We start from the raw sequence: 15782 nt of genomic DNA, 5'->3' as shown, positions 1-15782 counted from the left end.
TATTCACTTTTAACCAATCACTAATTATTTCAACTCTAAAATCAAAGATTCCGAAGGCTGAATGGAAACTTTAGCAACTCCTTCTCCATTTTGCACTTTCAATATAAATGTTTTGTTTTGATACAATTGCTCTTTCAATTGATATTCTCCATCTTTTAAATTCCATTTTGAAATAAGCGATGACGGAACTTTTAAATTGAATCCATTTCCTTTCTCAGAAGAAAAATTGTCAATTATGATCAGTTTCTGATTTTCAGACCAACGTGCATAAGAATACAACAACGCATCATAACTTTCATTATTTTGTCTATTTGCAGATTGAATCTCTTCAAAACTTCCCATCAAAGCACTGCTTTTGATTGTAAAATTGAGTAAACGTTTATAAAAATCACGTAATTCTTTTTCTGAATTAGAAAGCTTCGCTCCGTCAAATTTACCGTCATTCATCCAGCGCTGATGATTTGGAACTCCGATATAATCAAAAATCGAGGTTCTCGATCGTTTTCCAAAACCTGCATCTTCGTTCCCGGCCTCTCCTACTTCTTGTCCAAAATAAATCATTGTTGGCGAAGTACTGATTGTTGCCGAGACAACCATTAAAGGCTTCCCTCTTTCTGGAGTTCCTGCAAATTCTGGACTTGCTAAACGCTGTTCGTCATGATTATCAAGAAAATGAAGCATATGATGTTCAATATCCGACATGCCATTTTGGATTTTTGTTAATTCATCAGGCGAAGATTTTCCGCGAATAACATCTTTCAGCTTATCGTACGTTTCTACTTTATCATATAGATAATCCATTTTTCCTAGGCGAATATAATTTCGGTATTCATTCGGATTATAAACTTCAGCCAACAAAAATGCATTTGGATTTTTCATTTTAATCGAAGAATTCATATAACTCCAGAATTCATACGGAACCATTTCGGCCATATCATAACGAAATCCGTCAACTCCTTTTGCTGTCCAGTATAACGCAATATCTCTAAACTTCTTCCAAGAATCGGGAACATCTTTGTCTTGCCAAAAAGCAAAATGTTCCTGATAGGATTTCTGGTCAAAACCAGCAGGAAGTTCAGGAAAATCTTTAGTTCCGTCAGGACGTACTCCATAATTTACTTTTACCGTTTCGTACCAATCGTTTTGATCTGGTTTAATTTTACGAGAACCATTCCCTGTCCATTTTGCTGGATTTTCATCAAATTTCCCATCAATAAGCGGATTTTTCTCTCCGTTTAACGGAATATCTCCGTCAGGAATTTCAAAATGCTGTTGAGGAATGTAGTAAAAATTATTGTCTCTTTTATATTCAACTGTCACATCATCATCTGCTCCAAAATCCCTTACACCTTCTGGATTCGTTTTTCCTTCATATTTTCTCGCGATATGATTGGGAACAATATCAATTAATATTTTCAGATTTGCATTATGAGTACGTTTTATTAGAGCCTCAAATTCCTCTAATCGCTTTGCGGGATTTACAGCCAAATCTGGATTTACATTATAATAATCTTTCACAGCATAAGGAGAACCTGCACGCCCTTTTACCACTTCTGGATCATCATTTGAAATTCCGTATGCGGTATAGTCTCGCACTAAAGCATGATGCGGAACTCCCGTGTACCAAATGTAAGTAACACCTAAATCTTTTATTTCATGAAGAGCTTTATCTGTAAAATCATTAAACTTTCCAACACCGTTCTCCTCAATAGTTCCCCACGGTTTATTGGTTGTATTTTTATTTCCAAATAGGCGCGTAAATACTTGATAGACTACAACTTTTTTATCTGTTGCAGTTTGTTCGTTTGCAGTACTCATTTTTAAATCTTTTGTTTTACAGGCTGAAAAAAGTACAGTTAATGTAATTCCGACTGCAATTATTTTTTTACTTATCATATTTTCTTGGGCTATTCTTATTTCGTCTATTGGTTTCATCTCTAAAAAACATGAAAACAATTTTCTAAAAATAGCTCATTTTTTAAAACTTCGAAAACGATTTATCTAATTTACACTGTTTTCAGTCTAAACACAACTACTACAACGTGAGAGTATGCCATTTTGTTGAAAAATAAAAAAACGCCTTGATTCAACTTTAGACTGTTAATGACTAATTATAAATTAATGCTAATAACCGCCACAGGTTGTAACCTTTTTTATAAATTTGACAAAAATTTAATCAGTTGAAGAAATCACTCTTTTTCATATTTATTTGTCTGTCTTTTTTAAGCATTCAATTCACTTTCGCGCAAGCAAAAAAAACTGCTCAATCTCCAAAAACAATTGTCATCGAGAATGCTGACTTTTCTGATGTGGATCAAGTTAATGTACCTGATGCGCTTTTACTTACTGGAAATGTAAAAGTGAATCATGATGGTGTTGTGCTAACTTGCAACAAAGCTTATTTTTTTCAGAAAGAAAATTATTTAAAAGCATTCGGAAATGTACAATTAGTACAAGGAGACACTTTATTCTTGAATAGTAAATATGCCGAATATAGTGGAAATGAAAAAAAAGCTTTTGCTACAGGAAATGCCGTTTTAACTTCTCCTGATGCCACTTTGCAAACTGACACTATTAATTTTGACAGAAATGTTCAAGAAGCATTTTATAATACAAAAGGTACTATAGTAAACAAAGACAATACTTTGGTAAGTAAATCTGGGAGGTATTATGTAAAAGAAAAGAAATTTCAGTTCTTGACTGAAGTTACGATTACGAATCCGAAATATGTGATTAAATCAAACCATTTGGATTATTACAGCAATTCTGGACATACGTATCTTCTTGGCCCTTCAACTATTACAAGTAAAGCCAATTACATTTATACCGAAAAAGGTTTTTACGATACGAAGAAAAACTTAGCCCATTTTCTGCGAAGATCCTACATTAAGTACGATGACCGACTTATAGAAGGCGACAGTTTGTATTATAATCGAAATATCGAATTTGCATCGGCAACACGAAATGTAAAAATTACCGATTCGATTAATAAAGGAATTGTAAAAGGACATTACGCAGAGCTCTACAAACTTAAGGATTCAATGTTTGTAACCAAAAGAGCTGTTGCCATCAATTTAGTTGAAAATGACTCGGTTTATATTCACGGAAAAAAATTAATGGTAACAGGAAAAGAAGGCGAACGAATTCTGCGCGCTTTTAACAATGTTCGTTTTTATAAAACCGATATGAGCGGTAAGTGCGATTCTATACACTCAGATTCTAAAAGCGCTTTGACAAAGCTTATAGGAAATCCGATTCTTTGGAATGGCGACAACCAGATTACAGGTGATGTAATGCACTTAATTGGCGACAATAAAACGAGAAAAATTGACTCGTTAAAGGTGCTAAATAATACTTTTGTCCTCTCCAAGGATACACTCGGAACAGGTTTCAATCAAGTCAAGGGAATTAATTTGTTTGGAAAATTCCGGGATGGAAAATTGCATGATGTTGATGTCATTAAAAATACCGAAGTCATTTACTACATGAGAAATGATGCCAACGAGTTAATTGGAATCAATAAAAATGTCAGCAGTAAAATCAACATGATATTGGAAAATAATGCAATCGAAACCATCACTTTCTTCAATAAAGTGGATGGCGATATTTTTCCTGAAGATGAACTTCCAGAAAATGCTCGAAAACTTCGAGGAATGAAATGGAGAGGCGATGAAAGAATCAAATCTAAAGATGATATTTTTTCTGCAGAAGACAATGAACTGAATGAAAAACTGATTAAAGAAGGAAAAGAACAAGAAGAAAAAGGTAAAAACGTTCCTCTGAAAATCAGGAAAGAAACCTTGAATTACGACAAGAAGAAACCAGCTGCCAAAGCGGAACCGAAGCCTAAAATCAAATAGTTTTTCAGTCCCAGTCCCAGTTTAAGGTTCTATGGCGATTATTTAAAACACAAAATTAACTTCAATCGTAAAGTTAAAAAACCTCAGAATCTCAGTACCTTTGCAGCTTTGAACCTCTAAAAAAGTTAACCTAAGCGTAAAGTAAAAAAAACTTAGAATCTTAGTATCTCAGTACCTTAGCAACTTAAAAAAAATGAATCCAGATTTTATAAAATACCAAGCACAAACCTCTCCTTACCCACTCGGAATGGAAGTTTCGCACGCCGTTGGCTCTTACATATACGATACAAACGATAAAAAATATTTAGATTTTGTTGCTGGAGTTTCGGCTTGCACTTTAGGACATCAGCATCCACGTGTAAATCAGGCAATAAAAGATCAGTTAGACAAATATTCGCATGTGATGGTTTACGGAGAATACTCTCAGAGTCCGGCCGTTCAGTATTGCAAATTAATGGCTTCTCTGCTTCCAGAATCCTTAAATAAAACCTACCTAGTAAATTCAGGCACAGAAGCTATTGAAGGCTCTTTAAAGCTTGCAAAAAGAGTTACAGGGCGCAGTCAGCTTATTTCTTGTCACAACGCTTATCATGGAAATACCATGGGCTCGATGAGCGTTATGGGATTTGAAGAGCGTAAACAAGCTTTTAGACCTTTACTTCCAGATGTTGATTTTATTACGTTCAATAACGAAGAAGACCTGCAAAAAATAACTACAAGAACTGCAGCCATTCTTTTAGAAACCATTCAAGGAGGAGCTGGTTTTATTCAGCCAGAAAATAATTTCCTTCAAAAAGTCCGTAAACGCTGTGATGAGGTTGGAGCTTTAATGATTGTGGATGAAATTCAGCCCGGTTTTGGAAGAACAGGAAAACTTTTTGGTTTCCAAAATTATGATGTTATTCCAGATATTGTGGTTATGGGTAAAGGAATGGGCGGCGGAATGCCTGTTGGTGCATTTACTGCTTCTGCTGAAAAAATGGATCTTTTAACAGAAAATCCAAAACTGGGACATATTACCACTTTTGGAGGTCACCCTGTCATTGCGTCAGCTTGCCTGGCTACTTTGCAAGAATTAACTGAAACAAATTTAATGGCAGAAACGCTAGAGAAGGAAAAACTCTTCAGATCACTTTTGGTACATCCTTTGATTAAAGAAGTTAGAGGAAAAGGATTAATGCTTGCCGCTATGACAGAATCGGCAGATATTACAAACGAAGTCATTTTAACCTGTCAAGACAGAGGACTTATTTTATTCTGGCTTTTATTTGAAGGATGCGCAATAAGAATTACACCTCCTTTGACTATTTCTGAAGACGAAATTAGAGAAGGTTGCGCAATCATTTTAGACGTGATGGACGAAATAATGAAGAAGAGCAATAACTAAAACACAAAACTATTTGAGCGCTGTTTTAATAAAACTGACAGAAATTAATGCTCCATTTCTATTTCTACAAAGTCTTCTGATACAAATAAAAAAATGACAATACCGAAGCTAATCCCTTGTAAACAAAGGAGATTTCTTCCCAAAATAGAATAAAAAACGCCATATATTGTTAATTAAATTGTTCAAAACAATTAATTCCTTATCCTTACAGCGATTATATGGTTGCCTAAATTTATAACAGGCTAATTTCAAATATACGAAGTATGCAATTAAGCAACGAAGAAGAAGATTATAACCTATCCCTATCCAAATTTGAGTCGATGTTAAAAACTAACAAAGTGCTCTTTTTTGATTCTGAAGAATTTGAAGAAATAATTCTTCATTATTTAGACATAGGTAAGGCTAATTTAGCAAAAAAGGCCTTAAAACTTGCATTAGACCAGCACCCAAAATCTACAGGCTTAAAATTAGTACAAGTAGAAATGCTGGTTTATGATGACAAACTCGACATTGCTGAAAAGCTTTTGAATGAGTTATACGCAATTGAACCCAACAACGAGGAAATCTATATCCAGAAAGCCAATATCTGCTCAAAAAGAGATCAGCACGAAAAAGCGGTCGAACTGTTAAAAATCGCGCTTCAATACACTGATGATTATGCTGATGTGTACAATTTGATCGGAATGGAATATCTTTTTATGGATAATCTTGAGCTTGCAAAGGACAGTTTTATCAAATGTCTTGAAGAAGACTTAGAAGATCAATCTGCTCTCTATAACGTAGTGTATTGCTTTGAGTTTTTAGACCAAAATCAAGAAGCTATTGTCTATCTAAACGAATACATCAACAGAAATCCATACAGCGAAATCGCTTGGCATCAGCTTGGACGTCTTCATTATGGCATAAAAGAATATGAAGCGGCGATTCGTGCATTTGATTATGCAACGCTGATTGATGATGAATTTTTAGGCGCTTTTATGGAAAAAGCAAAAGCTTACGAGCGTCTAAAAAAATACAATGAAGCAATTGAAAGTTATAACAGAACCATCGAATTGGACGATGCGACTTCGTATGCCCTTCTTCGAATTGGAAAATGTTATGAAAAACTTGGAAATTTAGCGAAAGCAATTCAATATTATAACCAAACTGTACATGAAGATCCGCTTTTAGATAAAGGTTGGATTGCGATTACAGATTTTCATCTTCGCCAGAAAAACTATCAAAAAGCATTGTTTTTTGTGAATAAAGCTTTAGCGATTGACAATCAGAATCGTTTGTACTGGAAAAGATATGCTACAATCAACAAGCAAATGAATTTCTTTGAAGAAGCCGAATTCGGTTTTAGAAAAGCGGTTGAATTTGGAGATTATGCACTAGACACTTGGTTGTATTGGGTTGATATCCTTCAGTTTTTAGGAGAATTTGAAACGGCTATTCAAACTTTATTGCAAGCTTCAGAATATTTTCCTGAAGAAAACGAAATCGAATATCGTTTGGCTGGATTGTATTTTATGATTCAAGATAATACAAAAGCTAAATTTCATTTAAGCAATGGCTTACGTCTAAATTTTGATAATTATATCTTAATTGAAGACTTATTCCCAGTTGTTTGGGCAAAAAAAACAGTAAAAAATTATATAGAAAAACATCGTAAATAAGAATGGTTGATATTTTATTAAGAAGACGTTTTGGATTATTAGGACGCAACATAAGCTACTCTTTTTCAAAAGGTTATTTTACAGAAAAATTTAACAATGAAGTTTTTGCTGGCAACAGCTATGAGAATTTTGACATTTCTGAAATTAATTACTTCACAGAATTAATTAAAAACAATCCTGATTTAAAGGGCTTAAATGTTACTATTCCGTACAAAGAACAAGTTATTCCATTCTTAGATAAATTATCAAAAAAAGCTGCTTTGATTGGTGCTGTTAATACCATTAAATTTACTAAAAGTGGTAAATTAAAGGGCTACAATACAGATTATTACGGATTCAAAAAGTCTCTTAAGCCACTATTAGAGCCACATCACAAAAAAGCGCTTATTTTGGGAACAGGAGGAGCCTCTAAAGGCGTAGCTTTTGCTTTGGACGAATTGGATATTCCTTATACTTTTGTTTCTCGAGAAGCAAAAGAAAACATCATTGACTATGATTTGATCAACGCGACTACTTTTGACAATTTTCAAATTATAATCAACTGTACACCAGTTGGAACAAGCCCGAATATTGAAGCTTGTCCGAATTTGCCATATGAGTTTTTCACAGAAAAACACATTGCATACGATTTAATCTATAATCCAGCAGAAACCACTTTCTTACGAAAAGCAAAAGAAATGGGCGCTGTAATTAAAAATGGTCACGATATGCTTATTTTTCAAGCTGAAAAAGCATGGAAAATCTGGAATAAATAAAATAAGTATCAAAAAATAAAATGTTAACGTATTTTTTGTATTTTTAATCCACTAACTAACAAGTGGTTATGAATAAAATACAATTACTTAGCATTTTATTTTTTTTATTACACAACCTACTTTCAGCTCAAAACTCAGACACTCTCAAAAGTCCGTTATCTGAGCCTCGCTATCATTATTTTCTTAAAACAATTCTATTTTACAATGAATATTTAGATACCGACAAAGGTTCGTTTAATACCACACAAGTTCGTTTTTTATGGCCAATTGGCAATAAAGCCTGGAATCTACGATTTGATCTTCCTCTTGTTTCTACTAACACCACTTCTACAAACAAGACTGCAATTGGGGATGTGGGAGGCGGAATCAGCTTTATTCCTTACTTAAGAAATAACAATGGTATTGCGGTAAGAACCAGAGTTTATTCTAACACAGCCGCAGATCCAAATTTTGGAACCGGAAAATGGGTTGTTATGCCTGCCATGGTTTACGGAAGATACTTTAATAGAAAAAAGTTTTTGCTACTCTCTACAGTTGAATATCAACAGAGTTTTGCCGGAAATAGTGATCGTTCCGATATTAGTACTGCACTTTTAGAAAATCTATTAATGCATTTTTTTGGAAAAAACTGGATTTCTGGAGATGTAGCACTTCGATATAATACTGTTATTGAAGGTTTTCAAAATAATGCTTTTGTTGAATTTGGACGAAAAATTACACCCTCAAATCTTGTTTACATACACCCCAGCGCTGGTTTCGGTCCTGAGAGGACCTATAATTGGGGGCTGGAAGCTGGAGTGTTAATTCTTTTTTAATTAAAGAAATAGCAATAGAAGTCCCAAAAAAATGGATAATTGAGAGTGTATTTTAGATACAATGCCAATTTTTGAATTTATATATCCTTTAATAATTCACTAAAAATAGATTCAACATACTAGAAAACTTTTAGAAAGAATAGGAATTTCGTCGTAAAATACCGTATAAACAAGTGATTTATTTTGTAGTTAGAAACACCTTTACTATCTTTCGCATTGTTTAAAATAAAAACCTTATACATTTTAAAGATGTTAGAAGAAAAGAATGATAACCTGCATGAAGCAGACGGAAAATCTGGAATCGAAATAAATGATTCTGTAGCAAATGATGCAATCGAAACATCAGATTCTGAAACTTTGACCCAAGATTTGGTCTCAGAAACGGAAAACGAAGTAGAAAAACAAGAAAATGATCATCAAGAAGCATTAGATGTCATTACAAATTCAAATGCTGCTGAAAGTGAGGACGAAACTTTAAAGGATCGTCATGACATTCCTATGCAGGATTACAACACTTTCTCGCTTGACGCTCTTGTTGATGAACTTAAAAAACTGGTTAATATAGACAAAGTAATGTCTGTAAAAGATCATATTGAAGAAATCAAAAAGGCTTTTTTACTACAGTATCATCATCTTATAGAGGAGAAAAAAGAAGAATTTTTAGCTTCTAATCCAGATCCTAATGAAGAATTTGAATATCACCTTCCTTTAAAATCAAAATTTGACGAATATTATAATGTTTTTAGAGATAAAAGAAATGCTCATTTTAAACATTTACAAACCAATCTAAAAAGCAATTTAGAGAATCGTCTGGCTATTGTTGAGGAATTAAAGGAATTAATCAATCCGCAAGAAAACATCAAAGACACTCTTAAGCATTTTAATGAATTAAGAGAAAGATGGAAAAATGCTGGAGCAATTCCAAAAGACAAATACAATCACGTCTGGAACAATTACCATTTTCATGTAGAAAACTTCTACGATTATCTACATTTAGATCGCGAGGCTAGAGATTTAGACTTTAAACATAATTTAGAACTAAAACAAAAGATTATAGCGCGCGTTGAAGAATTGGTAAATGACACTGATGTCAGCAAATCTTTCCGCGAATTACAGGATCTACACAGAATCTGGAAAGAAGAAATCGGACCAGTTTCTAAAGAGCACCGTGATGCCATCTGGAATCAATTTAGCGAATTGACTAAAAAAATACACGATAAAAGAGAACTTTTATTTGAAAGCCAAAGAGCAAACGAGCAAAAAAATCTTGAAACTAAAAAAGAAATTATTGCTAAAATTGAAGTACTTGGAAGTGAAAAAGTAAATTCTCACTCGCAATGGCTTATTCAGATTCAGAAAGTAGAAGAGTTAAGAAATGAGTTCTTTGCCGCAGGAAAAGTTCCTTCTGAAGTAAACGAAGAAACTTGGGCCGCATTTAAAACTGCTGTTCGAAATTTCAATGCTTTCAAAAATTCTTTCTATAAAGACATTAAAAAAGATCAAAACGATAATTTAAATAAAAAACTGGCTCTTGTTGCAAAAGCGAAAGAATTACAGGAAAGCACCGATTTCTCAGCTACAACTCCTGTAATGAAACAGATCCAGGAAGAATGGAAACAAATTGGCCACGTTCCTAAAAAATATTCAGATAAAATCTGGAAAGAATTTAAGGATGCCTGCAACCATTATTTTGATAAATTAAAAGAGCATAAATCTGAAGAAAACAGTGAAGAAGTTGCCGCTTTTGACAATAAAAAAACATACCTAGACACTTTAAGATCTTTCCAATTAACTGGAGATCATAAAACAGATTTAGATGCCATAAAAGCACATATTGAAACTTGGAAAGGATTTGGAAAAGTTCCTTTCTCTAGAAGACATATCGAAGGAAAGTTCAATAAAATCTTAGATGCTCTTTTTGAAAAACTAAGTTTAAGCAAAAAAGAATCTGAAATGATGCGTTTTGCAAACCGTATTGATTCTCTAAGTGACAGCAATGACACTCGCAAATTAGATAATGAAAAAATCTTTATTATGCGTAAAATTGAGGAAGTTCAAAATGAAATCTTCCAGTTAGAGAACAACATTCAGTTCTTTACCAATACTAAAAATGCCAAAAAAGAGAATTCAATAGTTACAGAGGTTCGTAAAAACATTGCAATTCATAAAGAAAGCCTTGAAGTTTGGAAAGATAAATTGAAACAATTAAGAAACTTGGGACAGGAATAAACACTAGAAATTCCAATTTTTTAAATTCCAAATTCCAATTAACAAAGCTTAATTCGAATTTGGAATTTTTTATAATTTAAAAGATGCAATGATCTCATTGCATTTTTTTTTAACCTCAAAGTTCTCAAAGCGTTGTCTTAATATTATGCAGATCTTTTTAAAAGTTTTAAACTTTGAGAAAGATTACAAAGCCTCGAACAAACCTAAAAACTCCGCTCCCGATAGCTATCGGGATTACGTAAACCTTTGCGCAATTTGCAGTTAAAACTCACTCCAACCTAAAACCCAAAACTTAACAATCTCATTAAATTTCATAAAACTATTCTGCAAAATATTGATTATATTTGAGTTACCACTATTAAATAGCAATCAAGCAAATAACATTTAACACTAATTTTTAAATAACGAGAATATGAAATTTACAAGAAAAGCACACGCCAACTGGAAAGGAACTGGCATGGAAGGAAAAGGAACAATTAGCACGCAAAGCACAACTCTAGATAATGCACAGCTGTCTTTTAAAACAAGATTTGCTGATGGCGTAGGTACAAATCCAGAAGAATTGGTTGCTGCAGCGCATTCGGGCTGTTTTACAATGCAATTAAGCTTTTTATTGAACGAAGCAGGCTTTACAGCCGATGATTTAACTACAGAAGCTACAGTAACTTTTGAAGACGGGTCAATCACCTTAATTCATTTAGATTTAAAAGGTAAAGTGCCATCAATCTCTGCCGAAGAATTTGCGGCAACTGCAGCCAAAGCTAAAGAAATCTGTCCGATTTCAAAACTATTAAATACCACAATTACTTTATCATCTGAATTAGTCAGCTAAAAGCATAAAAAAACCATTCAACGAGGTGAATGGTTTTTTATTTATTTTAAAAAAAGTAACGTTTACATTTTTGCTTTTAAAGCTTTAGCTTCTGCAGTCATTTCAAGAGCATTGTAAACTCCTAATAATGTTTTAGAAACGTCCTCGTTTTTAGGATCTAATTCGTTAGCTTTTTTAAGGTAAGGAATAACTCCTTTGAAAACAGCTTCTCTTTGTGCTTTTAAAACATCGTAACGTTTCATGTCTTTAGCAGAAGTACCTAATTTATTCATCTCGTCGATGATTGGTTTTTCAGCTTCTAATTTTAAAGCAGCAAGATTTAAGTAAGCATTTGTATACTCAGGATTGATTTCAATTGCTTTTAAATAGTATTTCTCTGCGTCAGCATTGTTTTTAGCTCCAGAGCTAATTACTCCTAAATTAAATACTAAATCAGCATTTTTCGGATCTTTTTCTAAAGCTTCACCAACTAATTTTTTGTATGTCTCGTAATCTTTGCTTTCTAAGTATAAATTCGCTTCAGTTAGAATTAAAGATGAATCTTCTGGATTCGCTTTTCTAGCATCAGAGATTGCTTTTTTAGCATCTTCGGTACGTCCTTTTTGAACTAAAATCAAGGCTAAGTTTTTGTAGATTTCACCTCTTTTAGAAGGAATTGCTTCAGTTTTAGGTTTTTCGTGAGTTCCTAATTTAACAGCTAAATCTCTTTCTTTAGCATTAGCAAAGTTATCTTCACTTCCGTTAGCTTTGTTTACCGCTAAGTATAAAGTTCCTTTTCCAGAAAAGTTTAATTTTTTCAACTCTTCATACATTGGCAAAGCAAGATCGTAATCTTGTGAATTTACAGCTGTAGAAGCCGCATAATACAAGTTGATTGTATCTTTCTTGTCTAACTCATACGCTTCATACAATTTCTTTGCACCTTCAGCATGTTTGTTTACTTGCGTGTCAGCAATTGCAGAATTAATTAATAATCCTTTAATGTTAGTGATTGACGCTGCTGCTTGTGTAGAATATTTTTGTTTTCCCGAAGCTTTTTCTACATCAATTAATTTCTTGTAGCTATCTGCTGCTGCTAATAAGTTTTTACCTTCTTCAACCTTTTTGTTTGCAAGGTCAAGAAAAGCATTTCCTTGAACGAAATAGTATTGTGCCTGTTCTGTATCTTTAGCATTCGCAATTAAGTTCTCTGCATCTTTTAATTGAGCAAGAGCACCTTGTGCATCTCCGCCTTTTAATGCCTTTTCAGCATTTTTAATTTGATCTTTCTGAGCAAACGTAGCTACAGAGATCAGTAATGCTGATGCAAGTATTACATATTTACTTTTCATAATGGTATTTATTTGTATTTAATTTTCTTTTTTTACTTATTCTTCAGACTCTTCGTCTTCTGCTTCAGCATCGTCTTCCTCTTCTACTTCATCATCAGAGTCGTCTTCCTCTTCTGCAGATCCGTCATCTTCTAAAACCTCCATATCTGGTTTAACTCGCTCAATTGCACCGATTACATTTCCATCTTCATCCAATTCTACTTCTTCTGCATCATCTTTCATTACAGTTGTTACAGCAGCGATAGAATCTTTTCCTTTAAGATTAATCAATCTAACACCTTGAGTTGCACGTCCCATAACACGTAAATCTTCGATTGCCATTCTAATCGTTAATCCAGATTTATTAATAATCATTAAGTCATCTGCATCAGTAACAGCGTTTATCGAGATCAACTTACCAGTTTTCTCAGTGATATTAAGCGTTTTAACCCCTTTACCTCCACGGTTTGTAATTCTGTACACATCTTCTCCGTCGTCGTCAACCAATTTAGTACGTTTTCCGTATCCGTTTTCAGTTACAACTAAGATTTGAGATGTAGAAATATCATTTTTATCTACAGTAACCATTCCGATTACCTCGTCACTTTCATCTTTTAAGGTAATTCCACGAACTCCCGAAGCTGTTCTTCCCATCGGACGTGTTTTAGTTTCTTCAAAACGAACTAATTTACCAGATTTAACCGCCAAGATAATCTGGCTTTCTCCGTTAGTCAACTGAGCACCAATTAATTCATCTCCTTCTTTAATTGTAATTGCAGCAACTCCATTTGCTCTTGGTTTAGAATATTTCTCTAAAGAAGTTTTCTTCACCTGACCTTGTTTTGTCACCATTACAAGATTATGCGTATTGATATAATCTTTGTCTTTTAAATCTTGTGTACAAATGAAAGCTTTTACTTTATCATCACTTTCAATATTTACCAAGTTCTGAATTGCTCTACCTTTTGCTGTTTTACTTCCTTCTGGAATTTCGTAAACACGCATCCAGAAACATTTTCCTTTTTGGGTAAAGAACATCATATATTGGTGGTTTGTTGCCACGAACATATGCTCCAAGAAATCTTGATCTCTTGTTCCAGCACTTTTCTGTCCAACCCCACCTCTATTTTGTGTTTTGTATTCTGTAAGGTTTGTACGTTTGATGTAACCTGCGTGTGAAATTGTAATAACTACATTTTCGTCAGCAATTAAATCTTCAATACTCACATCTCCACCAGAATACTCAATTTGAGAACGTCTTTCGTCACCGTATTTATCACGAATTTCTGTAAGCTCTTCTTTAATCAAATCTGTTCTCAAATTAACATCTGCTAATAAAGCTTTCAAATGCTCAATTAACTTCATTAATTCTTCAAACTCAGCTCTTAATTTATCTTGCTCCAGACCTGTTAACTGACGTAAACGCATCTCAACAATCGCACGAGCTTGAATATCTGATAATTTAAATCTTTCGATTAATTTTTCTCTAGCTTCATCTGTGTTTTTAGATCCCCTGATTAACGCAATTACTTCGTCGATATTGTCAGAAGCAATAATTAATCCTTCTAAGATATGAGCTCTCTCTTCTGCCTTACGCAATTCAAACTGCGTTCTTCTAACTACAACTTCGTGACGGTGCTCAATAAAATAATGAATCATATCTTTCAGATTCAACATTTGCGGACGCCCTTTTACTAATGCAATATTATTTACACTAAAAGAAGATTGTAATGAAGTATATTTATACAAGGTATTTAAAACTACGTTTGGTGTAGCATCTCGTTTCAAGATATAAACGATACGCATACCATTTCGGTCAGATTCGTCACGAATGTTCGCAATACCTTCAATTTTTTTCTCGTTAACCAAATCAGCCGTACGTTTGATCATTTCGGCTTTGTTAACTTGATATGGAATTTCAGTAACAATGATACACTCTCTTCCGTCAACTTCTTCAAAACCAACTTTAGCACGCATTACAATACGTCCTCTACCCGTTTTAAAAGCTTCACGAACGCCTTCATAACCATATATTACACCTCCCGTTGGAAAATCAGGAGCTTTAATATGTGTCATTAATTCGTCAACCTCAATATCATTATTATCTAAATACGCTAAAGTACCATTGATAACCTCTGTTAAATTGTGTGGAGGCATATTAGTTGCCATACCAACCGCAATACCAGTTGCTCCATTTACTAATAAAGTAGGAACTCTTGTAGGCATTACTTTTGGCTCATATAAAGTATCGTCAAAGTTCAGCTGAAAATCAACTGTTTCTTTTTCGATATCTGCCATAATATCTTCTGAGATTTTACGCATTCTGGCCTCAGTATAACGCATTGCTGCGGGACTGTCTCCATCGACAGATCCAAAGTTACCTTGTCCGTCAACTAATAAATAACGCATACTCCATTCCTGCGCCATACGTACCATTGCATCATAAACAGAGGTATCACCGTGCGGGTGGTACTTACCTAAAACCTCCCCTACGATTCTTGCAGACTTTTTGTGGGCAGATCTTGACGTTACACCTAAATCATACATTCCGTAAAGAACTCTTCGATGCACTGGTTTCAAGCCATCTCTAACATCAGGAAGTGCTCTCGATACAATTACTGACATCGAATAATCGATGTAAGCTGACTTCATTTCATCCTCTATGTTAATAGGAATTAACTTTTCTCCTTCAGACATAAGTTGTTATATTAAATAATTATATTAGTTTTCAAAGCGTGCCAAGATACGTTTTTTTAAAATTTTTTCAGCCATTTCCTTACACTTATTTAAATGATTTATTAACAACTTTATTTCGGCTTTTAGTTAATAAATTAAGCGTTTTTTAACTCTTTTATTGTCTTTTTTTTCGTCTATTAGCTGACAGTAGTTCTTGAAGGTACGGTTTTTGTTTTTAAAACAGTAATTCACTAAATTTA

General features: G+C 33.7%; 10 protein-coding genes. 7 read left to right on the top strand and 3 right to left on the bottom strand.

Annotated features, from left to right (window positions below):
* Positions 1-24 precede the first annotated feature (24 nt).
* Complete coding sequence (locus M0M44_RS14510) at positions 25-1896, bottom strand: alpha-amylase family protein (RefSeq protein ID WP_248730008.1); 1872 nt, start codon at positions 1894-1896, stop codon at positions 25-27.
* A 284-nt stretch (positions 1897-2180) separates the two neighbouring features.
* On the opposite strand from M0M44_RS14510, the gene M0M44_RS14505 reads away from it, so the two are divergent.
* From M0M44_RS14505 to M0M44_RS14475, 7 genes are all read left to right on the top strand, one after another.
* Positions 2181-3860 carry an OstA-like protein gene (locus tag M0M44_RS14505; RefSeq protein ID WP_248726292.1) on the top strand — a complete coding sequence of 560 codons (1680 nt, stop codon included), beginning with the start codon at positions 2181-2183 and terminating at the stop codon, positions 3858-3860.
* A gap of 193 nt (positions 3861-4053) precedes the next feature.
* The gene (locus M0M44_RS14500) at positions 4054-5247 is read left to right on the top strand and encodes an aspartate aminotransferase family protein (protein ID WP_248726291.1); all 1194 of its coding nucleotides are present in this window, start codon (positions 4054-4056) and stop codon (positions 5245-5247) included.
* 263 nt (positions 5248-5510) lie between these two features.
* Positions 5511-6905, top strand: coding sequence for a tetratricopeptide repeat protein (locus M0M44_RS14495; RefSeq protein ID WP_248726290.1), 1395 nt, complete (start codon positions 5511-5513; stop codon positions 6903-6905).
* Between the two features lie 2 nt (positions 6906-6907).
* Positions 6908-7660, top strand: coding sequence for a shikimate dehydrogenase family protein (locus tag M0M44_RS14490; protein ID WP_248726289.1), 753 nt, complete (start codon positions 6908-6910; stop codon positions 7658-7660).
* A 68-nt stretch (positions 7661-7728) separates the two neighbouring features.
* The gene (locus M0M44_RS14485) at positions 7729-8475 is read left to right on the top strand and encodes a lipid A phosphoethanolamine transferase (protein WP_248726288.1); all 747 of its coding nucleotides are present in this window, start codon (positions 7729-7731) and stop codon (positions 8473-8475) included.
* A gap of 249 nt (positions 8476-8724) precedes the next feature.
* Positions 8725-10704, top strand: a complete 1980-nt coding sequence (locus tag M0M44_RS14480) for a DUF349 domain-containing protein (protein WP_248726287.1) — start codon at positions 8725-8727, stop codon at positions 10702-10704.
* Positions 10705-11116: 412 nt separating this feature from the next.
* Positions 11117-11536, top strand: coding sequence for an OsmC family protein (locus tag M0M44_RS14475; RefSeq protein ID WP_248726286.1), 420 nt, complete (start codon positions 11117-11119; stop codon positions 11534-11536).
* Positions 11537-11598: 62 nt separating this feature from the next.
* Here the strand turns inward: M0M44_RS14475 and M0M44_RS14470 are convergent, their stop codons facing one another.
* Entirely contained in the window at positions 11599-12867 is a 1269-nt protein-coding gene (locus tag M0M44_RS14470; RefSeq protein WP_248726285.1) for a tetratricopeptide repeat protein, read from the bottom strand.
* Positions 12868-12903: 36 nt separating this feature from the next.
* Positions 12904-15543, bottom strand: coding sequence for a DNA gyrase subunit A (gene gyrA / locus M0M44_RS14465; protein WP_248726284.1), 2640 nt, complete (start codon positions 15541-15543; stop codon positions 12904-12906).
* Positions 15544-15782: the final 239 nt, after the last annotated feature.

The organism is Flavobacterium humidisoli, from assembly GCF_023272795.1.
GTDB classification, from domain to species: domain Bacteria; phylum Bacteroidota; class Bacteroidia; order Flavobacteriales; family Flavobacteriaceae; genus Flavobacterium; species Flavobacterium humidisoli.
This window is presented reverse-complemented; position numbering and strand designations above follow the sequence as displayed.

Bases quoted from the DNA above. Each gene is read 5' to 3' on its own strand.
- M0M44_RS14500 (WP_248726291.1), top strand. From the start codon at position 4,054: ATGAATCCAGATTTTATAAAATACCAAGCACAAACCTCTCCTTACCCA.
- M0M44_RS14480 (WP_248726287.1), top strand. From the start codon at position 8,725: ATGTTAGAAGAAAAGAATGATAACCTGCATGAAGCAGACGGAAAATCT.
- gyrA (WP_248726284.1), bottom strand. From the start codon at position 15,543: ATGTCTGAAGGAGAAAAGTTAATTCCTATTAACATAGAGGATGAAATG.
- M0M44_RS14475 (WP_248726286.1), top strand. From the start codon at position 11,117: ATGAAATTTACAAGAAAAGCACACGCCAACTGGAAAGGAACTGGCATG.
- M0M44_RS14490 (WP_248726289.1), top strand. From the start codon at position 6,908: ATGGTTGATATTTTATTAAGAAGACGTTTTGGATTATTAGGACGCAAC.
- M0M44_RS14495 (WP_248726290.1), top strand. From the start codon at position 5,511: ATGCAATTAAGCAACGAAGAAGAAGATTATAACCTATCCCTATCCAAA.
- M0M44_RS14470 (WP_248726285.1), bottom strand. From the start codon at position 12,867: ATGAAAAGTAAATATGTAATACTTGCATCAGCATTACTGATCTCTGTA.
- M0M44_RS14510 (WP_248730008.1), bottom strand. From the start codon at position 1,896: ATGATAAGTAAAAAAATAATTGCAGTCGGAATTACATTAACTGTACTT.
- M0M44_RS14485 (WP_248726288.1), top strand. From the start codon at position 7,729: ATGAATAAAATACAATTACTTAGCATTTTATTTTTTTTATTACACAAC.